The organism is Streptomyces sp. NPDC057682 (genome assembly GCF_042799575.1).
GTDB lineage: Bacteria > Actinomycetota > Actinomycetes > Streptomycetales > Streptomycetaceae > Streptomyces.
In genome coordinates, this window is record NZ_JBHVIN010000010.1 from 163,114 (window position 1) to 184,271 (window position 21,158).

At 71.1% G+C, this 21,158-nt stretch carries 21 protein-coding genes; 10 read left to right on the plus strand and 11 right to left on the minus strand.

Annotation, left to right across the window (positions count from 1 at the left end):
• Positions 1–185: 185 nt before the first annotated feature.
• Positions 186–1,439 (plus strand): helix-turn-helix domain-containing protein, encoded by a 1,254-nt coding sequence (locus ACFVDM_RS20250; RefSeq protein ID WP_383641456.1) that lies wholly within the window; start codon positions 186–188, stop codon positions 1,437–1,439.
• Between the two features lie 29 nt (positions 1,440–1,468).
• Here the strand turns inward: ACFVDM_RS20250 and ACFVDM_RS20255 are convergent, their stop codons facing one another.
• Entirely contained in the window at positions 1,469–1,753 is a 285-nt protein-coding gene (locus ACFVDM_RS20255; protein ID WP_383641459.1) for a hypothetical protein, read from the minus strand.
• 373 nt (positions 1,754–2,126) lie between these two features.
• Between ACFVDM_RS20255 and ACFVDM_RS20260 the strand changes: the two genes are divergently transcribed.
• The 4 genes from ACFVDM_RS20260 (at position 2,127) to ahcY (ending at position 7,237) form a co-directional block, all read left to right on the plus strand.
• Positions 2,127–3,272: an aminotransferase class V-fold PLP-dependent enzyme gene (locus ACFVDM_RS20260; protein ID WP_383641462.1), complete on the plus strand. Its 1,146-nt coding sequence runs from the start codon at positions 2,127–2,129 to the stop codon at positions 3,270–3,272.
• Positions 3,273–3,476: 204 nt separating this feature from the next.
• Positions 3,477–4,697, plus strand: coding sequence for a methionine adenosyltransferase (gene metK, locus ACFVDM_RS20265; RefSeq protein WP_383641464.1), 1,221 nt, complete (start codon positions 3,477–3,479; stop codon positions 4,695–4,697).
• Between the two features lie 69 nt (positions 4,698–4,766).
• Positions 4,767–5,750, plus strand: coding sequence for a carbohydrate kinase family protein (locus ACFVDM_RS20270; RefSeq protein ID WP_383641467.1), 984 nt, complete (start codon positions 4,767–4,769; stop codon positions 5,748–5,750).
• A 50-nt stretch (positions 5,751–5,800) separates the two neighbouring features.
• Positions 5,801–7,237, plus strand: coding sequence for an adenosylhomocysteinase (gene ahcY, locus ACFVDM_RS20275; protein ID WP_383641470.1), 1,437 nt, complete (start codon positions 5,801–5,803; stop codon positions 7,235–7,237).
• On the opposite strand, the gene ACFVDM_RS20280 is transcribed toward ahcY, so the two are convergent.
• From ACFVDM_RS20280 to ACFVDM_RS20290, 3 genes are read right to left on the minus strand one after another with little or no spacing between them, the layout of a single operon-like run.
• A complete protein-coding gene (locus ACFVDM_RS20280) occupies positions 7,231–8,022 on the minus strand; it encodes a futalosine hydrolase (RefSeq protein WP_383641473.1) in 792 nt (263 codons plus the stop codon). The two genes, ahcY and ACFVDM_RS20280, sit on opposite strands and share 7 nt — an antisense overlap.
• A gap of 11 nt (positions 8,023–8,033) precedes the next feature.
• Positions 8,034–8,525, minus strand: a complete 492-nt coding sequence (locus ACFVDM_RS20285; protein WP_383641476.1) for a hypothetical protein — start codon at positions 8,523–8,525, stop codon at positions 8,034–8,036.
• A 3-nt stretch (positions 8,526–8,528) separates the two neighbouring features.
• The gene (locus ACFVDM_RS20290) at positions 8,529–8,948 is read right to left on the minus strand and encodes a DUF6069 family protein (RefSeq protein ID WP_383641479.1); all 420 of its coding nucleotides are present in this window, start codon (positions 8,946–8,948) and stop codon (positions 8,529–8,531) included.
• Between the two features lie 226 nt (positions 8,949–9,174).
• Between ACFVDM_RS20290 and mqnE the strand changes: the two genes are divergently transcribed.
• Genes mqnE through rfbB form a run of 5 tightly spaced genes read left to right on the plus strand, consistent with a single transcriptional unit; the run spans position 9,175 to position 13,815 of the window.
• Positions 9,175–10,341 carry an aminofutalosine synthase MqnE gene (gene mqnE / locus ACFVDM_RS20295; protein WP_383641482.1) on the plus strand — a complete coding sequence of 389 codons (1,167 nt, stop codon included), beginning with the start codon at positions 9,175–9,177 and terminating at the stop codon, positions 10,339–10,341.
• A gap of 41 nt (positions 10,342–10,382) precedes the next feature.
• Positions 10,383–10,691 carry a ferredoxin gene (locus tag ACFVDM_RS20300; protein WP_383641485.1) on the plus strand — a complete coding sequence of 103 codons (309 nt, stop codon included), beginning with the start codon at positions 10,383–10,385 and terminating at the stop codon, positions 10,689–10,691.
• On the plus strand, positions 10,691–11,590 hold the full coding sequence (locus ACFVDM_RS20305; RefSeq protein WP_383641488.1) for a menaquinone biosynthetic enzyme MqnA/MqnD family protein: 900 nt from the start codon (positions 10,691–10,693) through the stop codon (positions 11,588–11,590). The genes ACFVDM_RS20300 and ACFVDM_RS20305 overlap by 1 nt, the downstream gene beginning before the upstream one ends.
• Positions 11,591–11,628: 38 nt before the next feature.
• On the plus strand, positions 11,629–12,837 hold the full coding sequence (gene mqnC / locus ACFVDM_RS20310; protein ID WP_383641491.1) for a cyclic dehypoxanthinyl futalosine synthase: 1,209 nt from the start codon (positions 11,629–11,631) through the stop codon (positions 12,835–12,837).
• Between the two features lie 15 nt (positions 12,838–12,852).
• Positions 12,853–13,815 carry a dTDP-glucose 4,6-dehydratase gene (gene rfbB / locus ACFVDM_RS20315; RefSeq protein WP_383641494.1) on the plus strand — a complete coding sequence of 321 codons (963 nt, stop codon included), beginning with the start codon at positions 12,853–12,855 and terminating at the stop codon, positions 13,813–13,815.
• Here rfbB and ACFVDM_RS20320 read toward each other — a convergent pair.
• The 7 genes from ACFVDM_RS20320 to ACFVDM_RS20350 all read right to left on the minus strand — a co-directional run bounded on the left by ACFVDM_RS20320 (position 13,742) and on the right by ACFVDM_RS20350 (position 20,976).
• Positions 13,742–14,122, minus strand: a complete 381-nt coding sequence (locus ACFVDM_RS20320) for a class I SAM-dependent methyltransferase (RefSeq protein WP_383641685.1) — start codon at positions 14,120–14,122, stop codon at positions 13,742–13,744. The two genes, rfbB and ACFVDM_RS20320, sit on opposite strands and share 74 nt — an antisense overlap.
• Positions 14,123–14,221: 99 nt before the next feature.
• Positions 14,222–14,776, minus strand: a complete 555-nt coding sequence (locus ACFVDM_RS20325; protein ID WP_383641496.1) for a GNAT family N-acetyltransferase — start codon at positions 14,774–14,776, stop codon at positions 14,222–14,224.
• A 51-nt stretch (positions 14,777–14,827) separates the two neighbouring features.
• The gene (locus tag ACFVDM_RS20330; protein WP_383641499.1) at positions 14,828–16,099 is read right to left on the minus strand and encodes a cytochrome P450; all 1,272 of its coding nucleotides are present in this window, start codon (positions 16,097–16,099) and stop codon (positions 14,828–14,830) included.
• A 122-nt stretch (positions 16,100–16,221) separates the two neighbouring features.
• Positions 16,222–17,457, minus strand: coding sequence for a macrolide family glycosyltransferase (locus ACFVDM_RS20335; RefSeq protein ID WP_383641502.1), 1,236 nt, complete (start codon positions 17,455–17,457; stop codon positions 16,222–16,224).
• On the minus strand, positions 17,454–18,671 hold the full coding sequence (locus tag ACFVDM_RS20340) for a macrolide family glycosyltransferase (RefSeq protein ID WP_383641505.1): 1,218 nt from the start codon (positions 18,669–18,671) through the stop codon (positions 17,454–17,456). Before ACFVDM_RS20340 ends, ACFVDM_RS20335 begins: the two co-directional genes overlap by 4 nt.
• Positions 18,668–19,606 (minus strand): glucose-1-phosphate thymidylyltransferase RfbA, encoded by a 939-nt coding sequence (rfbA, locus tag ACFVDM_RS20345; RefSeq protein ID WP_383641508.1) that lies wholly within the window; start codon positions 19,604–19,606, stop codon positions 18,668–18,670. The genes ACFVDM_RS20340 and rfbA overlap by 4 nt, the downstream gene beginning before the upstream one ends.
• Positions 19,603–20,976 (minus strand): nucleotide disphospho-sugar-binding domain-containing protein, encoded by a 1,374-nt coding sequence (locus ACFVDM_RS20350; protein WP_383641511.1) that lies wholly within the window; start codon positions 20,974–20,976, stop codon positions 19,603–19,605. The genes rfbA and ACFVDM_RS20350 overlap by 4 nt, the downstream gene beginning before the upstream one ends.
• Positions 20,977–21,158 lie beyond the last annotated feature (182 nt).

Below are 21,158 nucleotides of genomic sequence, written 5' to 3' on the forward strand. Positions count from 1 at the left end.
GGACCGAAGCACCAGGTGAGCCGGGTTGGAGACCCGGTCGTGAGGGCTGGCAAACGTTTGCCCGGACCTTGGCAGCGGCCGTACGCTCGTGGTCCGATCGTGGCCCCGGCCCGCGTGTCCCCCTCCGCGGCCGCTCCCGCTCGTGCACGCGTCCCGACCCGCTGCTCTCCTTGAGGAATTGGTCCATGTTGCGACAGCCCGCGTTCGGTAGCCGGTTGAAGAAGATCCGTCTGGCCCGCGGGCTGTCGCAGACCGCGCTCGCCGGGGACGGCATGTCCACCGGCTACCTCTCCCGGCTGGAGTCCGGCGGGCGCCAGCCCACCGAACGCGTCGTGGCCTATCTCGCCGAACGGCTCGGGCTGCAGCCCTCCGAGTTCGAGGAGCCCGCCGCGGGCTCCCTCGCGCACGCCCTCACGCTGGCCACCTCCACCGGGGCCGGCAGCGCCGTCGACGTGCTCCGCGAGGCGTACGACGCCGAGAGCCACGAATCACCGGCGCTGCGCTGGCAGGCGCTGTGGCTGCTGGCCCAGTCCCGCCGGATGGAGGGTGACCACGTGGGGGAGCGGGCCCTGCTGGAGGATCTGGTCCGGCTGGGCGACGAGGTCGCGCTGCCCGAACTGCGGGTGCGCGGGCTGACCCGGCTCGCCCGTTGTCTGCGGTCCGTCGGTGAGATCCAGTCCGCGCTCGCCCTGGGCGAGGACGCCCACCGGCTGGCCTGCGAGGCGGATCTCGGCGTCGAGGACCGGGCCGCCGTCCTGCTGGCCCTGGCGTCCGTGGAGACGGAGGCGGGCCGGCTGCCCGACGCCCGCGTCCACGTCGACGAACTCCTGGACCTGGTCGAGGGGCGCTCCGACAGCCTGTGGGCGGAAGCGCTGTGGACGGTGGCCGCCGTACGGGTGCGGCAGGGCGACTACGAGAGCGCGCGGCGCATCCTCGAAGAGGCCCTGGCCGGCTTCGCCAGTGCCGAGGACCTGACCCTGTGGGTGCGGCTGAGGATGGCGGCCGGGCGGCTGTATCTGCAGCGGTCCCCGGTCGATTCGGCGGCGGCCGAACTGCGCATCGCCGAGGCGGAATCGGCGCTCGTCTTCGTGCGTACGGAGGCGCTCGACCAGGAGATGGCCGGTCTCAAGGCGGACCTGGCGTTCGTCACCGGCCGCTACGACGACGCCCGTGCCCTGCTCGCGGAGCTGGCCCGCGGCGAGCTGATGACGTACCGGGACCGGGTGCGCTTCGACGTCCTGCGTCATCAGCTGGGGGTGCTGGAGGGCGACGAGAGCGGTGTCCAGAGCCTCGGTGCTCTGGCGGCGGAGGCGCAGTCCAGCGGGAACATCGATCTGGCCGCGGAGATCTGGCGGGTGCTGGCGGAGGCGCTGACCCAGCTGCGGATGTCGTCCACGGCCGCGGCCCCCGGGCTCGTGAAGGAGTCCGACAGCGCCTGATCCGGCGCGGAGCGGAGGCCGGCCGCCCGTCACGCACCGATGACGGGCCAGCCGATGGTGCCGTTCGTCGTGTCCGCCGGGTCGGTGGTGGCCGGGGCGACCGGCCAGCCGATCGTGCCGTTCGTCGTGTCGTTCGTGCCGCTCGTGTCCGTCGTGCCCGGTGCGACGGGCCAGCCGATGGTGTCGTTCGTCGAGTCCGAGGCGGTCGGGGCGACCGGCCAGCCGATGGTGTCGGCGGAGCCGACCCCGGCCGAGGCGAGGAACGCGGCGGCGAGCGTGGCGGTGACGACCAGACCCCGGGCGAGACCCTTCATGACTGACTCCTCTGTGACTCGGTTCTGCCAGTGCGTGCTGTTCCTTGGCAAGAACATTGACAACTGTGCCTTGGATTCCGGTCGCGATGTGCTCAAGAATTACTGGAGTCCGGCAATTCCCTGACCGGAACGCGCCCGGCGGAACGCGCCCCCGATCTGCGCGCATCCCAACTGACCTGCGTGGATACCCGTTTGCCCGCGCGGGTGTCCGCAGGTGCCCCCGTGTGTTCCTGGTGCCGGCCGCCCTTTGCCGCAATGCCGCGTATTGCCAGAACTAGAGCCCCGCTGGAGCGGGCGTTGCCAAATTCCCCGCCCTGTAGGCAATCTATTGCCAACAGCTTGGCAATTTCCTGGCACAGGGGAGGCCCTGAACATGATTCACCTGAATACGGCAGGTCAGGGCCGGATGCCCGCCTCGGTCCGCACGGTTCTCACCGAGTGCGTCCGCGTCGAGGACCGCTTCGGACCGCACGAACTGGAGGAACGGGTCGGCGACCTCGTGCACGGAGAGGTCCACCACCGGCTGGAACGGCTGCTCAACACCCCCGACGGGCACACCGAACTGTTCACCGGCGGCGCCGCCGCGTACGAGGCCCTGGTCTCGGGCCTCGCCCTCGGCCGGGGCGACCGGATCTGGACCACGCCGTACGAGAGCGCCGCCCACCTCGCCACCCTCAGGTCGCTGCGCGACCGCACCCGCTGTCGCATCGAGGTCGTCCCGCTGCGCCCCGACGGCGACCTGGACCTCGCCTGGATGGGCGCGCACCTCGACGACACCGTGGCCCTCGTCTCCGTTCCGCACGTCCCCGCGAGCCGGGGCATCGTCAACCCGGTCGAGGAGATCGGCCGCCTTCTCGCCCCGCACCGCTGCCTGTACGCGGTCGACGCCGCGTACGCGCTCGGACAGGTGCCGGTCGACGTGGCGCGCATCGGCTGCGATCTGCTGACCGGCGACGGCTGGCGGTTCCTGCGCGGCCCGCGCGCGGTCGGCTTCGCCTATGTGGCGCCGGCGCTGCGCGACGCGCTGACCTGGGCGGACGCGGGCGACCGGGCCCCCCGGGCGACCACCGTCGTCTCGCCCGTGCCGACGACGGCCGCCGTCGCCGCGTTCGCCTCCGCGCTGGTCCACCGCGCCGAGCGGCCGGCCCCCTCGTACGACGAACGGGCACAGGCGCTGCGTACGGCCGTCGCCTCGGTCGCCGGGGTCGAACTGCTGACGCCCGGCCGCCACCAGTCCGCGATGGTCGCCTTCCACCACCCGGAGCTGTCCGCCGCGCTCATCCGCTGCGGACTCGCGGAACGCGGGGTTGCGGTGCGCAAGACCGTCGCCGACGAGACACCGCTGCTCTCCCTGCCGGGGGCGGCCACCACCGCGCTGTGCGCCTCGGTCGGCGAGAGCACCACCCCGGCCGACATCGCCGAGTTCGCCCGCGCCCTGGCCTCCACGGTCACCGAACTCCGCCGGCGGACCGCCGTCACGCACACCCGCACCGCCCGCATCGCTCTGGTCGGCAGCTGATCGCCTGCCCCGCTCCACCGGCCGTCCGGCCGGATCGAGCACTCTTCGAACCGTTCTCAAGCCCCGGGCACGACCGTGGGAGGCGCGATCGCCGTGCGCACCTTCGGGTGACCGGCGGCTGCTCCAGTGATCCAAGCCGCCGCGGAACGTGCGGGAAGAGCCCACGCACGACCACCGTCCGACCACGCACCCTTCTGGAGAGCCATGTCCCGTCGCCTGTTCACCTCGGAGTCCGTGACCGAGGGCCACCCCGACAAGATCGCTGACCAGATCAGCGACGCGATCCTCGACGAACTGCTCCGGCAGGACCCGTCCTCCCGCGTCGCCGTGGAGACGCTCATCACCACGGGCCAGGTGCACATCGCGGGGGAGGTGACGAGCCGTGCGTACGCCGACGTCCCCACCCTGGTCCGCGACAAGATCCTGGACATCGGCTACGACTCCTCGGCCAAGGGCTTCGACGGCGCCTCCTGCGGCGTCTCGGTCTCCATCGGGGCGCAGTCCCCGGACATCGCGCAGGGCGTCGACACCGCGTACGAGAAGCGCGTCGAGGGCGCCTCGCGGAAGGAGGAGGACGAGCTGGACCGGCAGGGCGCCGGTGACCAGGGCCTGATGTTCGGCTACGCCACCGACGAGACGCCGAACCTGATGCCCCTGCCCATCGAGCTGGCCCACCGGCTGTCGCGCCGGCTCACCGAGGTCCGCAAGGACGGCACCGTCCCGTATCTGCGCCCCGACGGCAAGACGCAGGTCACCATCGAGTACGACGGCAGCCGCCCGGTCCGGCTGGACACCGTCGTCGTCTCCTCGCAGCACGCCTCCGGCATCGACCTGGACGAGCTGCTGGTGCCGGACATCCGCCGCCATGTCGTCGAGGTGGTCCTGGCCCGGCTCGCCGAGGACGGCATCAAGCTGGAGACCGACGACTACCGCCTGCTGGTCAACCCGACCGGGCGCTTCGAGATCGGCGGCCCGATGGGCGACGCCGGCCTCACCGGCCGCAAGATCATCATCGACACCTACGGCGGTTACGCACGCCACGGCGGCGGTGCCTTCTCCGGCAAGGACCCGTCGAAGGTGGACCGCAGCGCCGCGTACGCGATGCGCTGGGTCGCCAAGAACGTCGTCGCCGCCGGACTCGCCGCCCGCTGCGAAGTCCAGGTCGCGTACGCCATCGGCAAGGCCGAGCCGGTCGGCCTGTTCATCGAGACCTTCGGCACGGCCACGGTCGACGAGGAGCGGATCGCGCAGGCGGTCTCCGAGGTCTTCGACCTCCGCCCGGCCGCGATCATCCGCGACCTCGACCTGCTCCGCCCGGTCTACTCCCTGACCGCCGCCTACGGCCACTTCGGCCGTGAGCTGCCGGAGTTCACCTGGGAGCGCACCGACCGGGCCGCCGCGCTCAGTGCCGCCGTCGGCGCCTGACCGGGGACCCCGGCACCGTCTTCGCCGCGGCCCGGATGCGGGCCGCATTACAAGAGTTCAGGAGTCAGTGTGCGCATCGCGGTGACAGGGTCCATCGCCACGGACCACCTCATGGCCTTTCCCGGCAGGTTCGCCGACCAGCTGATCCCCGATCAGCTCGCCCATGTCTCGCTCTCCTTCCTGGTCGACGGGCTCGACGTCCGCCGGGGCGGGGTCGCGGCCAACATCGCCTTCGGTCTGGGCAGCCTCGGTCTCTATCCGCTGCTGGTCGGGGCCGTGGGCCCCGACTTCGCCGAGTACGAGGTCTGGCTCAAGGAGCACGGGGTCGACACCGGCGCCGTGCGGGTCTCCGCCGAGCACCAGACCGCCCGCTTCATGTGCATCACCGACCAGGACGCCAACCAGATCGCCTCGTTCTACGCCGGCGCCATGGAGGAGGCCCGCGAGATCGACCTGTGGCAGCTCGTCGGCTCCTGGGACCGCCCCGACCTGGTCCTCGTCTGCCCGAACGACCCGGCGGCGATGCTCCGCCACACCGAGGAGTGCCGCCAGCTCGGGCTGCCCTTCGCCGCCGACCCGTCCCAACAGCTCGCCCGCCTCGACGGCGACGAGGTCCGGGACCTGGTCGCGGGCGCCCGGTGGCTGCTCACCAACGAGTACGAGTCCGCCCTGCTGCTGGAGCGCACCGGCTGGACCCGCGAGGAGGTGCTGGAGCGCGTCGACACCTGGGTCACCACCCTGGGCGGGGGCGGCGTCCGCATCGACGCCGTGGACGAGCCGACGCTCACGGTTCCGGCCGTGCCCGGCGTCGAGGTCGCCGACCCGACCGGCGGCGGCGACGCCTTCCGCGCCGGGTTCTTCGCCGGCGTCGGCGCGGGGCTGCCGCTGGAGGCGGCGGCCCGGCTCGGCTGTGTGACCGCGGCGGCCGCCCTGGGGGCCGTCGGCTCGCAGGCGTACCGCGTCGACCGCGACGCTCTGCTGGACACGGTCGCGCGCGCCTACGGCAGCGCGGCCGCGGACGAGATCGCCCCCGCCCTCAACGCCGTTCCGTGACCGGTGGTACGGCCCCGACCAGCCCTTTCCCCTCCCAAGGAGTAGTACGCATGCCCGCTCAGCCGAACGCCGCCTTCACCGATTTCAAGGTCGCGGATCTCTCCCTCGCGGCGTTCGGCCGCAAGGAGATCACGCTCGCCGAGCACGAGATGCCCGGCCTGATGTCCATCCGCAAGGAGTACGCGGACGCCCAGCCGCTGGCCGGTGCCCGGATCATGGGATCCCTGCACATGACCGTGCAGACGGCCGTGCTCATCGAGACCCTGGTGGCCCTGGGCGCCGAGGTCCGCTGGGTCTCCTGCAACATCTTCTCCACCCAGGACCACGCCGCCGCCGCGATCGCCGTGGGTCCGAACGGCACGCCCGAGGCTCCGGCCGGCGTCCCCGTGTTCGCCTGGAAGGGCGAGACGCTGGAGGAGTACTGGTGGTGCACGGAGCAGGCCCTGACCTGGCCCGGCCACTCCGGTCCGAACATGATCCTCGACGACGGTGGTGACGCCACCCTCCTCGTCCACAAGGGCGTCGAGCACCAGAAGACGGGCGTGCTGCCCGCCGCCGAGAACGAGGAACTGGCCGTCGTCCGCGCCCTGTTGGAGAAGAGCACCCTGGACTGGTCCGTCCTCGCCTCGGAGATCCGTGGGGTGACGGAGGAGACGACGACGGGTGTGCACCGTCTGTACGAGATGCACCGTGACGGCACGCTGCTGTTCCCGGCGATCAACGTGAACGACGCGGTGACGAAGTCGAAGTTCGACAACAAGTACGGCTGCCGTCATTCGCTGATCGACGGGATCAACCGGGCCACCGATGTCCTGATCGGTGGCAAGACCGCGGTCGTGTGTGGTTACGGGGATGTGGGCAAGGGCTGTGCGGAGTCGCTGCGGGGTCAGGGCGCCCGGGTGATCGTGACGGAGATCGACCCGATCTGCGCGCTGCAGGCGGCGATGGACGGGTATCAGGTCGCGACGCTGGACGACGTGGTCGAGCAGGCGGACATCTTCGTCACGACGACGGGCAACAAGGACATCATCATGGCCTCGGACATGGCCCGGATGAAGCACCAGGCCATCGTGGGGAACATCGGTCACTTCGACAACGAGATCGACATGGCCGGTCTCGCGCGGATCGACGGGATCGTGAAGGACGAGGTGAAGCCGCAGGTCCACACGTGGACGTTCCCGGACGGCAAGGTCCTGATCGTGCTGTCGGAGGGTCGTCTGCTGAACCTGGGCAACGCGACGGGGCATCCGTCGTTCGTGATGTCGAACTCGTTCGCGGACCAGACGCTGGCCCAGATCGAGCTGTTCACCAAGCCCGGTGACTACCCGACGGACGTGTATGTGCTGCCCAAGCACCTGGACGAGAAGGTCGCCCGGCTCCACCTGGCCTCGCTGGGTGTCCGGCTGACGACGCTCCGCCCGGAGCAGGCCGCCTACATCGGTGTCGAGGTCGAGGGCCCGTACAAGCCCGACCACTACCGCTACTGAGCCACCGCTCCGGAGCGCGCACCGGCCGGCAGAGCCTCGAACACCGGGGCGAGCCGGCCGGTGGCGTCCGTCAGGGCCTTCAGCGCGTCGCCGATCCGCCACTGCTCCCGGTCGCGCGGACCGACCGCGTTGGACACGGCCCGCAGCTCCACCACCGGGCAGCCCACCGCCGCGGCTGCCTCGGCCACGCCGAAGCCCTCCATCGCCTCCGCCAGCGCGTCCGGATGACGGTCCCGCAGCGCGGTGGCGCGCGCGGCCGTGCCGGTCACGGTGGACACGGTGAGGACCGCGCCCGTCCGCGCCCCCGTCACCTCGGCGACCCGGGCCACGAGCGCGGCGTCCGGCCGGTGCTCGACGGTGCCGAAGCCCAGCCCGGTCACCGGGACGAAGCCCTCGGCCGTCTCGGCTCCCAGGTCGGCCGCGACGATCCGGCTCGCCACGACGAGCGAGCACAGCGGCGCCCCGGGCTGGAAGCCGCCGCCGATCCCGGTGCTGACGACCAGTCCGTAACCGGCCCCCCGCTGCGCGGCGGCGGCCAGAACGGTCGCGGTGGTGGCCGCGGCGGCGGCGGGCCCCACACCGGCGGCCAGCACGTCCACCCCGACGCCGCCCGCGGTCACCCGGTGCAGGGTGCGGGCGGCGGCCGGGGCGTGCGCGGGTGCGGCGGAGGTATCGCGGAAGGCGCCGGCCACCGCGTCCTGTTCCGCGGCGACCGCCGTGACGACGAGGACCCGCGCGGCGGCGCCCTCGTCGGGGCGGCCGGGCGGGTCCGTCAGGGAGGTCATCGCGTCACCGTTCAGTGGGTGTGCTGGCCGCCGCTGATGACGGCGACGAAGGCCATCTTCAGGTACGTGTCGCCGCGGCGGCGCGACAGCAGCGCGAACGAGCCGGCCAGCGCGAGCAGTTCGAGGTCGTCCCAGGTCCCGGTGACGTCGATCCGTACGGACTTGCCGTCGGACTTCGCCAGGGAGAAGTCGATCGTGTCGGAACCCCGGACCAGCGTCGCCCGGTAGGGGCCCTTGCCCGGCGGGGACATCCGCCACTCGACCGGTGCGCCGCCCCCGGGCACGAAGGCGCCCCCGCCGTCCAGGCACAGGATCGCGGGGTCGGCGGCCGTGACCCGGGTCCGCCGGCGTCCGGTGGCCGCGATCGGCAGAGCACGGCCACCGACGGTGACCGTGCCCGTGCGCATCCCGCGGTCGAACTTCAGCGTTCCCGTGGGCTTGCCGAGGCCGTCGACGACGAACGCGCCGCCCTTCTTGCGCAGGCGCAGTTCCGTCTTCGCCATGCCTCAGTCCTTTCGCGCGGTCCGGGCGAACCCGGGGATGAGCACGAGGGCGACGACCACGTGCATGGCCAGCAGCGTGATCTTGGAGCCGCCGCCCTCACCGCTGCCGGCCGGGCCGAGCAGGGAGAGCACGAAGACGACCGACGAGATGATCGTCCAGCGGCTGCGGGCGGACGCCGGCTTGCGGTCGAGCAGCGCGGCCACGCCCCAGGCGGCGAAGCCCACGACGAGCGTCACGATGACGACCATGGGCAGGCCGATCTCCTGGACGTCACCGCCCGAGGCCTTCGCCCGGATGCCGTTGTCGAGGGCGGCGTGCCCGATGAGCCAGACGATGACGGTCGCCACGGTCGCGGCCAGGGGATAGAGGAGTCGTCCCCGGGCCAGCTGCCGGGTGGGGGAGGCGGTCGCTGTGTTCGACATGCGTCTTCATCCTTACGCCGATGCGCGTGTCCCGGTCCGAGGGCGGACCTTTGCGAAAGTTCACGGTACGGGCAAGCGGGGACCCCGGTGCAGGCGCTGGATCGTATCTGTAGGGATTCTCTTAGCGGTCGTTCCACCAGCATGGAGCTGCGCTGCCCGGGGCTGTTGTGTTCGCGGGGCCAGCAGACCGTATCCATGCCGGACTCGACGCTGAGGAGACGCACGGGTGGACGCAGGATTCAAACGCGAGATCGAACAGAAGGTCGCCGCCGGCGAGCGCCTCAGCCGGGAGGACGGCATCGCACTGTACGCGTGCGACGACCTGGCCTGGCTCGGAGGACTCGCCCACCAGGTACGGACGCGGAAGAACGGCAACGTCGTCCACTTCAACATCAACCGCCACCTCAACATGACCAACGTGTGCACGGCCTCGTGCGCGTACTGCTCGTTCCAGCGAAAGCCGGGCGAGATGGACGCGTACACCATGCGCATCGAGGAGGCCGTCAAGCTGGCCAAGGCGATGGAGTCGGAGCAGCTCACCGAGCTGCACCTGGTCAACGGCCTCCACCCGACGCTGCCCTGGCGCTACTACCCGCGCTCCATCCGGGCCCTGAAGGAGGCGCTGCCGTCGAACGTGGCGATCAAGTCCTTCACCGCCACCGAGATCCACCACTTCGAGACCATCTCCGGCCTCCCCGCCAGCGAGATCCTCGACGAGCTGATCGACGCGGGCATGGAGTCGCTGACCGGCGGCGGCGCGGAGATCTTCGACTGGGAGATCCGGCAGCACATCGTCGACCACAAGACCCACTGGGAGGACTGGTCGCGCATCCACCGCCTCGCCCACGAGAAGGGCGTCAAGACGCCCTGCACCATGCTCTACGGGCACATCGAGGAGCCCCGCCACCGCGTCGACCACGTGCTGCGGCTGCGCGAACTCCAGGACGAGACCGGCGGCTTCCAGGTCTTCATCCCGCTGCGCTACCAGCACGACTTCCATGACTCCATGGACGGCAAGGAGCGCAACCGGCTGATGGCCAGGACCAAGATGGCCACCCCCGCGGAGTCCCTGAAGACCTTCGCCGTCTCCCGGCTGCTCTTCGACAACGTGCCGCACGTCAAGGTCTTCTGGGTCATGCACGGCCTCCAGACCGCGCAGCTCGCCCTCAACCACGGCGCCGACGACATCGACGGCTCCGTCGTCGAGTACAAGATCACCCACGACGCGGACAACTACGGCACCCCGGACAAGATGTCCCGCGAGAACCTGCTGGACCTGATCCGCGACGCCGGGTTCCAGCCCGTGGAGCGCAACACCCTCTACCAGATCGTCCGCGAGTACGAGGGCCCGGATCCGGAGATCCGCGAGACCCCCCAGCCCATGCGGGTCTGACCCATGACCACCATCACGACAAGTATCGGCAGGTGTGCGCGATGACCGTACGGGACGAGGACCTCACGGGTGATGCCCTGGAGGTCTGGATCGACCAGGACCTCTGCACGGGCGACGGGATCTGCTGCCAGTACGCGCCCGACGTCTTCGAGCTCGACATCGACGGGCTCGCCTATGTCAGGAACGCCGAGGGAGACCTCCAGCAAGAGGCCGGTGCCACGGTCCTCGTGCCCACCATCGCCCTGCGCGACGTCACCGACTCGGTGAAGGAGTGCCCGGGGGAGTGCATTCACGTGCGCCGGGTCAGCGACGGCGTCGAGGTCCTCGGACCGGACTCGGCGGACGCCTGATGACGACCGTCGCCGGCCCGGCCCGGCCCGCCTCCCCGGCCGGCCTCGGCCGGCCGCGCGTCGGCCACATCGACTTCCTGAACTGCCTGCCCCTGTTCTGGGGACTGGCCCGTACGGGAAGCCTGCTCGACCTCGATCTGCACCGCGACTCGCCGGAGCGGCTGAGCGACGCCCTGGTCGCCGGTGAGCTGGACGTCAGCCCCATCAGCGTCATGGAGTACCTGCGCCACGCCGACGACCTGGTCGTCCTGCCCGATATCGCGGTCGGCGCGGACGGGCCGGTGATGTCCTGTCTGCTGCTGAGCAAGGTGCCGCTGGAGGAGCTGGACGGCGTCCCGCTCGCCTGCACCACGGCCAGCCGCACCACCGTCCGCCTCGCCGAACTGCTGCTCACCGAGTCGATCGGCGTCCGCCCCGCCTACTTCGACTGCCCGCCGGACCTGCCCACCATGATGGCCGGGGCCCCGGCCGCCGTGATCATCGGCGACGCCGCGCTGCGCGCCTCCCTCCTCCAGGCCGACACCTTCGGCTTCCAGGTCTACGACCTGGCCGAGATGTGGCGCGAGTGGACCGGGCTGCCGTTCGTCTTCGCGGTCTTCGCCGCCCGGCGCGCCTTCGTGGAGGAGCACCCCGAACTGGTCCGCGAGGTGCACTCCGGATTCCTGCGCTCGCGCGAACTCTTCCTCGACGAGATCGAGGCCGTCTGCCACAAGGCGGCCCGCTGGGCGGAGTTCGACTTCGAGACCCTCAAGCGCTACTACCTGTCCGCGCTCGACTTCGACCTGGGGGAGCGGCAGCTCGCCGGACTCCGCGAGTTCGCCCGCCGGGTCGGCGGAGCCGAGGCCGGCTTCGCGCCCGATCTGAGCATCCGTCTGCTGGAGACCGGGCGCACCCGATAACGCGCTCGCCGACCCATCCGAAACAGAAAGGTGGCCCGATGGCCATCCCGACCAGTCATCTCACCGCTGCTCTGGACCGCGCCGCCACCGGAGGCCGCCTCACGCCCGACGAGGCACTGGAGCTCTACCGCCACGCCCCGCTCCACCTGCTCGGCCAGGCCGCCGACGCGGCGCGCCGCCGCCGCTACGCGGGCCGCGAGAACCTGGCGACGTACATCATCGAGCGGAACATCAACTACACCAACGTCTGTGTGACCGCGTGCAAGTTCTGCGCGTTCTACGCGGCGCCCAAGGACACGGACAAGGGCTGGTCCCGGGACCTGGACGACATCCTGCGCCGCTGCGCGGAGACCGTCGAGCTGGGCGGCACCCAGATCATGTTCCAGGGCGGGCACCACCCGGACTACGGCGTCGAGTACTACGAGACCATGTTCTCCGCCATCAAGGAGCGCTTCCCCGAACTGGTCATCCACTCGCTGGGCGCCTCCGAGGTGGCCCACATGGCGAAGGTCTCCGGCGTCCCGGTCGAGGAGGCCATCGTCCGCATCCGCGACGCCGGCCTCGACTCCTTCGCGGGCGCCGGCGCCGAACTGCTGCCGGCCCGGCCGCGTACCGCCATCGCCCCGCTCAAGGAGTCCGGCGAGCGCTGGCTGGAGATCATGGAGACCGCGCACGGCCTCGGCCTGGAATCCACCACCACCATGCTCATGGGCACCGGCGAGACCAACGCCGAGCGCATCGAGCACCTGCGGATGATCCGCGACGTCCAGGACCGCACCGGCGGCTTCCGCGCCTTCATCCCGTACACCTACCAGCCCGAGAACAACAAGCTGCGCGGCCGCACCCAGGCGACCTCGCTGGAGTACCTGCGCGTCATCGCCGTCGCCCGGCTCTTCCTCGACAACGTCGCCCACATCCAGGGCTCCTGGCTCACCACGGGCAAGGAGATGGGCCAGATGACCCTGCACTACGGCGCCGACGACCTCGGCTCCGTGATGCTGGAGGAGAACGTCGTCTCCTCCGCCGGGGCCAAGCACCGCTCCAACCTCCCCGAGCTGCTCCAGCTGATCCGCGGCGCCGACCGCGTACCGGCGCAGCGCGCCACCACGTACGAGATCCTCCGGGTGCACGACGACCCGTCGGCCGATCCGTCGGCCGACGAGCGCGTCGTCTCCCACATCTCCTCGATCGTGGATTCCGGCGACGGCGTCCGCCGCCGCTCACTGAAGGTCCTGCCGGTCAGCTGAGGGAGACGGATCGACGTGAAGGTATTTGTCACAGGCGGAGCCGGATTCATCGGCTCGCAGTACGTGCGGGCCATGCTCGCCGGTGAGTACGCCGGATACGAGGACGCCGAAGTCACCGTGTTCGACCTGCTCACCTACGCCGGCAACACCGCCAACCTGCCCATCGGCCACGAACGTCTGACGTTCGTCCAGGGCGACATCCGCGACGCGGCCGCCCTGGACGCGGTCCTGCCCGGCCACGACGTGGTCGTCCACTTCGCCGCCGAGTCCCATGTGGACCGCTCGGTCGCCGGCGCCGTCCCGTTCGCCTCCACGAACGTGGTCGGCACCCAGCAGATCCTGGACAGCTGCGCCCGCCACGACGTGGCCACCGTCCTCTGCGTCTCCACCGACGAGGTGTACGGCTCCATCGAACTCGGCTCCTGGGACGAGCAGGAACCGCTCCAGCCCAATTCGCCCTACGCCGCCTCCAAGGCCGGCAGCGACCTGGCCGCCCTCGCCTACCGGCGCACCCACGGCCTCGACATCCGGCTCACCCGCTGCTCGAACAACTACGGCCCCTACCAGAACGCCGAAAAGCTCATCCCCCTCTTCATCACCCGCCTCCTGCGCGGCAAGCCCGTCCCCCTCTACGGCGACGGACGCAACGTACGCGAATGGCTCCACGTCGCCGACCACTGCACCGCCATCCAGCTGGTCCTCACCGACGGGGCGCCCGGCGAGGTCTACAACATCGGCAGCGGCGTCGAGGTCAGCAACATCTCCATCGCCCGCCGCCTCGTCGAACTCTGCGGCGCCGACCCCTCCATGATCCAGCAGGTCGCCGACCGCAAGGGCCACGACCTGCGCTACTCCCTCGACTTCAGCAAGATCACGAAGCTCGGGTTCACCCCGTCCATCGAATTCACCACCGGCCTGGAAAGCACGGTCCGCTGGTACCAGGACCACCCGCAGTGGTGGCCCGCCGAGACCGCCTGACGGAGTCTCGGACAGGGACACGACGGCCGCCGGACCGAAATGGGGTCCGGCGGCCGTCGCGTGTGCGGGTGTCCGGTTGGGCTCCCGCCGCTCCGGCTCCCCACGTCGAGTGGATCGCGTCGAACCGCGGACCGTCTGCGTCGAGGAAGGCGCACGCCCCGGCGTGCACGAACGTGAGCCGCCTCTCGCCTTTCCAGAAGCGGCGCGCCCGCTCGACCTGGACGACGGAGAAGTCGACAGCGGTCACCTCGACCCCGGCGCGGGCGAGGAAGGCGGCGTTCTCGCCCTCCGCCGGCCCCAGATCCAGGGCGGTGGTGGGGTCACCGAGGAGTTCGGCACCGGGGCCGGTGCCGGCTCACCGGCCGCTCAGCGCCGCCTGATCCCGGACGCCACCCGGGGCAGGGGATCAGAAAAGGTAGCCGAGAAGGTCGACGGCTCCTTCGCCCCATGGGTCGTCCGACAGCATTTTCACCATCATCTCGCTGACGGGCTTCTCCGCTATGCCGAACGTTTCGTGTTCATGGAGCATCAGCCATTTCGCATCGTTCGATACCTGCTGGTAACCGTTGGCGAGGTAGAGGCGCGGGTCGTCCGCGAAGAGGAGCAGCGCGTCGGCGCCGGAAGAGCGGGCCGTGGTTTCGATGTCGCTCAGAATGCTGCTGGCCATTCCCCTCGACCGTGCTGATGCGGCGACGCAGACATCGACTATTCCGAAGACCCGCAACGGCGTATCACCGTTCCTGATCATTCGGTGATCGATGCCCACGTGCGCGACGAGGGTGTCGCCGTCGCCCTCCCATGCGAGGTACCTGAGATGCGGAAGCTGCTTGAAATAGGAGCGGGAGGGGTACCCGGGGAAGCTTTCCGCCAGCAGTCGGTGAATCTTTCGGTGCGTGCCCGCATCGATATCGTGTTCAGCCCTTGATTCGATGGTCACCGCTGATGTGTTGGTCAGGTCCATGATCATGACGGTAGCAGCGTGCGATGAGCGGCCGTTCGTGGGACGGACCCCTCAGTCCCCCGTCTCCACCAGCAGCTCGTGCACCCCGTAATGGAGCATGTCCGAGCGCAGCGGTACGTCGTCCGCCGGCGTCGCGAGGCGCAGGTCGGGGAAGCGGGCGAAGAGCATCGGGAGGGCGATGCGGAGGGTGGCGCGGGCCAGGTTCTGGCCGATGCACTGGTGCTCGCCGTGGCCGAAGGCGACGTGGCCCTGGGCCGGGGCCGTGATGTCGAGCCGGTCGGGGGCGTCGAAGTGGGCCGGGTCGCGGTTGGCGGCGGGGAGGGCGAGGACGACGGTGTCCCCGGCCTTGATCCGCACACCGTTCAGGTCGACGTCCTCCAGGGCCGCGCGGCTGGCCCCGAGGTGGGAGATGGTGAGGTAGCGGAGCAGTTGCTCCACGGCGTTGTCCGCCAGGTCGGGGCGGGCCCGCAGGAGGGCCAGTTGGTCGGGGTGGGCCAGCAGGGCGAAGGTGCCAAGGGCCAGCATGTTGGCCGTCGTGTCGAAACCGCCGCCGAGCAGGGCCCAGGCGAGGTTGACGACCTCCTCGTCGGTGAGGCCTTCGGCGGTGGCGAGTTCGCCGAGCAGGTCCGTGCCCGGGTCGGTGCGCTTGGCGGCGACGAGGTCCTGGAGCGCCTCGGCGATCGCCGTGCACGCGGTGATCAGTTCCTCGACCGTGTAGTGCATCCGGGACAGGACGGCCAGATGCCGCGACAGTGGTTCGCGCAGCGCCTCGGGCACGCCGAGCATCTCGCACATCACCCGGACCGTGAACGGCTCCGCGAACGCGCTCACCAGGTCCACGGGCCGGCCGGACCCGGCCATCGCCTCCAGGTACTCCTCCGTCAGCCGCGTGATCATCGGGGTCAGTGCCGCCACCGACCGCATCGTGAACCGCCGGGCCAGCAGCCGCCGGTAGCGGGAGTGGTCCGGCTGGTCCATCTTGATGAACGCGCCGGGGGCCGCGGGCGGCGGGGCGTACGTGTCCATCGGGAAGGGCGGCGGGATCGGCAGGCCGATCAGCTCGTTGCGGTGGCTGAACCGCCGGTCGCTCAGCACGGCCCGTACGTCCGCGAGCCGCGTCACCAGCCAGCCGGAGCCCACGCCCGGCCCCACGGTCAGGGCGAGCGGGGCGACCGGACACGTCTCGCGCAGCTCGGCGTACTCCGGCGGCGGGTCGAAGGGGCAGGTCCGCGTCTGCGGCAGCGTGACCGGCGGGTCCGGCACCGGCCCGGCCCCGGTCTCCGGCCTGACCCCGGTCTCCGGCCTGACCCCGGTCTCCGGCACGGACCCGGTCTCCGGCACGGACCCGGGGCCTGCCTCCCGTACAGGCCCCGGGACGGGCGGGTCCGGCACCGGGGCCCGAACCACCGGCCCCGGATCCACCGTCTCCTGAGCGGTCTCCGACATCATCGCGTCGCCTCCGGCGTCAGTGCCCGCAACCGCTCCTCGATCGCGTCGGCAGCCCGCTCCGCGCCGCCGGCCGAGCGGACGTGGTGGCTCATGTCCCGGACGCGGTCGCGCAGTGCGGTGTCGGCGGCCACGTCGAGTACGGCGTCGCGCAGGGCGGTCACGGTCGCGTCCTCGCGCCGCACGGTCCGGGCGAGGCCGAGGTCGGTCAGCCGACGGGCGTTGACGTGCTGTTCGGGGTGGTGGGGGACGACGACCATGGGGACACCGGCCCGCAGGCCCTCCTGGACGCTGCCCATGCCGGCCTGGCAGAGGAGGACCGAGGTGTGCGGCAGGACCTCGGCCAGGGGCACCCACGGATGCGCCTCCACATGCGGCGGCAGGGGGCCCAGTTCTTCGGGGGCCACCCGCTTGCCGAGGGCGAGGACCAGGTGCCAGGGGAGATCGGCGAAGGCCTTCACGCAGTCGCGGAAGAAGTCGGGGTGGTTGTTGACGGTGGTGCCGAGGGAGACGAGGAGCACCGGACGGCCGTCCGTCGGTGGTTGCCAGGTCGTGCCGTCGGCCGCCGGGGCCGGTGGCCGGGTCGTCGGTCCGACGAAGACGTGGTGGTCGTCGAAGGTGTCGCCCCGGAACTGGAACTCCTTGGGCACGAACGCGACGGTGAACTCCTCGTGCCCGTTGAACAGTTCGGCCTGCTGCTCCTCGCGCAGACCACTGCCGGTCACGATGGACCGCAGCCGTTCCGCGAAGGCGACGATCGCCGGGTGCGCCGGATCGATCTGCCCGGCGAACTCCTGGTGCTGCTCGGAGAGGTTGAAGTGCTCGTTGGAGATGAACGTCGGGGACAGCTGCACACTGGGCCGCCCCCAGCGGGCGGCCAGCAGCCGCCCGGTCAGCCACAGCGTGGTGTCGTACACGACGACGTCCGGCGGCCCGTCCGCGAAACGGGCCTCGATCGCCGGGAGGACCGCCGTGCTGGCCTCCAGCAGCTTCAACGGGGCCCGCGCGCACTCGTCGGCGTCGATGACGTCCGGCGGCGGGTCGGAGGAGAGCGGCGGATCGTAGAGGCACGCCTCCGCGCCCGTGGCCCGGACCCGGTCCAGGAACTCCTCGGTGGTGAAGCAGGTGACCCGGTGGCCGCGCTCCACGAGCTCGGCGACCACCGGGAGCGCCGGCACCATGTGCCCGTACGCCGGATAGGGGAGGAAGGCGAAGTGCCGGGGGGACTCGGTCATGACGCGGCCGCCCTGGCCTCGATCGTGTCGGCGGCGAGCGACGGGCCGCGCCGGTCGGCGATGCTCGCGGACAGCTCCCGCACCCGGCGCCGGGTCTCCCGGTCCTCGGCGAGGCCCAGGACCGCGGCACGCAGCCCCTGCGCGTCGAGGTCGGCCGGGGCGATGGAGCGGCCCAGGCCCAGTTCGGCGACGCGCGCGGCCACCAGGTCCTGCTCGCCGGTACGGGGCACCACGACCGGCGGCACGCCGAACGACAGGGCCTCCATGGTGCTGCCCATGCCGGCGTGCGAGACGAAGGCCGAGGCGTGTGAGAGCACCGACAGCTGCGGCACCCAGGGCGCCGCCTCCACGTTCGGCGGGAGCGGACCCAGATCGTCCGCGGTGACCAGACCGCCCAGCGACATGACGACGTGCCAGGGCAGATCGGCGAGCGCGGCGAGCGCGTCCCGGTAGAACGCCGCCTGGTTCTCGTAACCGAAGCTGCCCAGGGCGACCAGCACCACCGGCCGCCCGTCGTCCGGGCGCTGCCAGCTGCCCTGGTGGGCGCGGTCCCCGATGCACGGCCCGACGAACACGTGCCGCTCGTCGAACGTCTCGGTGCCCGGCTGGAACTCGGGCGCGACGAAGACGACGGTCCGCTCCTCGGGGGCGCCGGTGAACTCCTCGTTCGACAGGTCGCCCAGGCCGTGCGCGTCCAGCGTGCCGCGCAGCAGCTCCCGGTGACGGGCCAGCGCCGGATGGTCCGGGTCGGGCGCGGACATGGTCGCGGCCAGCTCGGCGTACGGATTGCAGGTCTCGCTGACCACGAACGTCGTCGCCGTCAGCACCGAGGGCAGCTGCCACTTGCGGGCCAGCAGCCGGCCGGTGGCGAAGCCGAACGCGTCGTAGACCATGACGTCCGGCCGGTCGTCGCCGAGCCGCTTCTCCGCCTCGTCGAGCGGCGCGAACGCCTCGGTCAGATGGCCGACCGCGGCCTCGGCCATGTCGTCGCCGGTGATCTTCGCCGGGATGGCGACCGTGTTCCAGGACTTCGGCACGACCGACTCGTACGGGATCACGTCGGCACCGGTGGCCGCGACCACGTCCGCGAACTGGTCCGCGACCACGTACGTCACCCGGTTGCCGCGCCGCACCAGCTCGGCGACGACGGGCAGGGTCGGGTTCACATGGCCGTGCGCGGCGTAGTTGAAGAAGGCGATGTGACGGCCGCTCATCGCAGGCCCGCCATCTCCCGGGGCTGCGCCGCGACGGTGGGCAGCGGCTCGGAGGCCTGGGCCTCCAGACTCCGGCGGGCGAGGTTCATGACGTACTCGCCGTAACCGGACTTGGTCAGCCGCGCACCGCGCCGCAGGCAGGCCTCGGCGTCGATGAAGCCGCGCCGCAGGGCGATCTCCTCGATACAGGCGATGCGCACGCCCTGGCGCCGCTCCAGCACCTGGACGTACTGGCCGGCGTCCATCAGCGAGTCGTGGGTCCCGGTGTCCAGCCAGGCGAAGCCCTGGCCGAGATCGACGACATGCGCGTTGCCGTCGCGCTGGTAGTGCCGGATGACGTCGGTGATCTCCAGCTCGCCGCGCGCCGACGGCGTCAGGTTCTTGGCGATGTCCACGACGTGGTTGTCGAAGAAGTACAGCCCCGTGATGGCGCGGTTGGTGCGCGGCCGGACCGGCTTCTCCTCGATGCCGATCAGCCGGCCCCGCTCGTCGACCTCGCCCACGCCGTACCGCTCGGGGTCGGAGACGTGGTAGCCGAACAGTACGCAGCCGTCCAGGTCGCGGCGGCTCTCGTGCAGCCGGTCGGACATGCCGGGGCCGTAGAAGATGTTGTCCCCGAGGATCAGCGCGACCGAGTCGTCACCGATGAAGTCCGCGCCGATGACGAACGCCTCGGGCAGCCCGTTGGGGTCCTGCTGGACCGCGTAGCTCAGCCGCAGGCCCAGCTCGGAACCGTCACCGAGGAGCCGCTGGAACAGCGGCTGGTCCTCGGCCGTCGAGATGATCAGGATGTCCCGGACGTCCGCGAGCATGAGCACGGAGAGCGGGTAGTAGATCATGGGCTTGTCGTAGACGGGGAGCAGTTGCTTGGAGACGGCGAGGGTGACGGGGTGCAGGCGCGTTCCGGCGCCCCCGGCGAGGATGATGCCCTTCATGGGTGAGTCACTTCCGTAGGTGGCGCGGGATGGGTGCGTGGACGGCCGGGCCGGCGCATCAGGCGCTCGACGGCGTCGGCACCGCGTGCGGCGCCCCCCGCCTCGCGCACATGGCGGCGCATCGCGGCCACGGCGGCCGCGACGTCCGGACCGGAGACGACCTCGTCGACCGCCGCACGCAGCGCGGCCGCACTGGCCGACTCCCGCATGAGGACGCGTCCCAGATCGAGGCCGGCGGCCTGCTGGGCGATGACCCGCTGGTCGATGTGGAACGGCACGAACACCATCGGCACGCCGTGGACCAGCGACTCCATGACGCTGCCCATCCCGGCGTGGGTGATGAACGCGGAGGCGTGCCGCAGGACTTCGGGGTGCCGGAGCCACTGGTGGGTCTCCACGTGGTCCGGAAGCGGACCCAGCTCCTCCGCGGTGACGCGGTGGCCGAGGGTCACCACCAGGTGCCACGGCGACCCGGCCAGTGCCTCGACGCAGAACCGTAGGAATGCGGCCTGGTCGGGGGTGTACGAGCTGCCGAGTGAGAGCAGCACGACCTTGCGGCCGTCCGGCGGCTGCCAGCCGCCGGCTTCCGGTGCGCTGCTCGCGGAGCGCTTGGCTTCCGGTGCGTTGTCCTCGGAGCGCTCGGCTTTCGGCCCGTCGTCCTCGGAGCCGTCCGTGAGGCAGGGGCCGATGAACGAGAACCGGTCGTCGAAGGTCTCCGCGGCCGGCTGGAACTCCTTCGGCAGGAAGACGATGTTGTCGCCGTCGTCCCCGCCGAAGCCGTCCAGCGGCGAATCGTCCAGACCGAGCCCGGCGAGCAGCCGCTTGCGGCGGTCCACGAACGCGGCGATGGCCGGATCGTGCGGGTCGACCGGCTCCGGCGGCGGGCCGGTCACCTCCCGGCTCTGCCGCTCGGACATCGAGAAGCCGGGCCCTGAGGCGATGGTCGGGCACAGCTGCACCACCGGCACGTCCCAGGAGCGGGCCAGCAGCCGGGCGCCCTCGGAGGCAGCGAGGTCATGGGCGAGGAGATCGGGCCGGTCGCCGTCGAACCGGGCGGCCACCGTCTCCAGCGGGGCCAGCGCCTCCTCGAAGAAGGCGAGGATGTTCTCCACCGGGGTTCCGGTCGGCCCGTCGGCCCATGGGAAGCGCGACGGATAGACGACGGCCTCGGCGCCGCTGCTCCGCACCAGCTCGGTGAAGCGTTCGGTGACGAAGCAGGTGACCCGGTGTCCGCGCCGTACCAGTTCGGTCATCAGCGGAACGGCCGGTGCGATGTGCGCGTACGCGGGGAAGGTGCAGACGCCGATGTGGCCGCTTCGGCCGGCTGTCCGCGGGGGCGTGGGTCGGTCCTGGGCCGGTTGTCCGTTCACGGCGTGAGTATGTACACGCCCGGGGGCCGCCTTCGAGCGAGCGGAACGAAGACTAGGGCTCCCGCTAGACCGTGTTGACCAAGCTGGGTGTCGATGGATTCAGGACATCAGTCCGCCTCACATCAGTCCGCCTCGACAGAGAGACGCAGTCACCGATGAACACACACGCAAGTCCACCCGGA

Coding starts and splice junctions, on each gene's coding strand:
- metK (WP_383641464.1), top strand. CDS start 3,477: ATGTCCCGTCGCCTGTTCACCTCGGAGTCCGTGACCGAGGGCCACCCC.
- ACFVDM_RS20285 (WP_383641476.1), bottom strand. CDS start 8,525: ATGGCGAAGACGGAACTGCGCCTGCGCAAGAAGGGCGGCGCGTTCGTC.
- ACFVDM_RS20325 (WP_383641496.1), bottom strand. CDS start 14,776: ATGGACCTGACCAACACATCAGCGGTGACCATCGAATCAAGGGCTGAA.
- rfbA (WP_383641508.1), bottom strand. CDS start 19,606: ATGAAGGGCATCATCCTCGCCGGGGGCGCCGGAACGCGCCTGCACCCC.
- ACFVDM_RS20250 (WP_383641456.1), top strand. CDS start 186: ATGTTGCGACAGCCCGCGTTCGGTAGCCGGTTGAAGAAGATCCGTCTG.
- ahcY (WP_383641470.1), top strand. CDS start 5,801: ATGCCCGCTCAGCCGAACGCCGCCTTCACCGATTTCAAGGTCGCGGAT.
- ACFVDM_RS20255 (WP_383641459.1), bottom strand. CDS start 1,753: ATGAAGGGTCTCGCCCGGGGTCTGGTCGTCACCGCCACGCTCGCCGCC.
- ACFVDM_RS20290 (WP_383641479.1), bottom strand. CDS start 8,948: ATGTCGAACACAGCGACCGCCTCCCCCACCCGGCAGCTGGCCCGGGGA.
- mqnC (WP_383641491.1), top strand. CDS start 11,629: ATGGCCATCCCGACCAGTCATCTCACCGCTGCTCTGGACCGCGCCGCC.
- ACFVDM_RS20300 (WP_383641485.1), top strand. CDS start 10,383: ATGACCGTACGGGACGAGGACCTCACGGGTGATGCCCTGGAGGTCTGG.
- ACFVDM_RS20260 (WP_383641462.1), top strand. CDS start 2,127: ATGATTCACCTGAATACGGCAGGTCAGGGCCGGATGCCCGCCTCGGTC.
- ACFVDM_RS20280 (WP_383641473.1), bottom strand. CDS start 8,022: ATGACCTCCCTGACGGACCCGCCCGGCCGCCCCGACGAGGGCGCCGCC.
- ACFVDM_RS20305 (WP_383641488.1), top strand. CDS start 10,691: ATGACGACCGTCGCCGGCCCGGCCCGGCCCGCCTCCCCGGCCGGCCTC.
- ACFVDM_RS20335 (WP_383641502.1), bottom strand. CDS start 17,457: ATGACCGAGTCCCCCCGGCACTTCGCCTTCCTCCCCTATCCGGCGTAC.
- ACFVDM_RS20340 (WP_383641505.1), bottom strand. CDS start 18,671: ATGAGCGGCCGTCACATCGCCTTCTTCAACTACGCCGCGCACGGCCAT.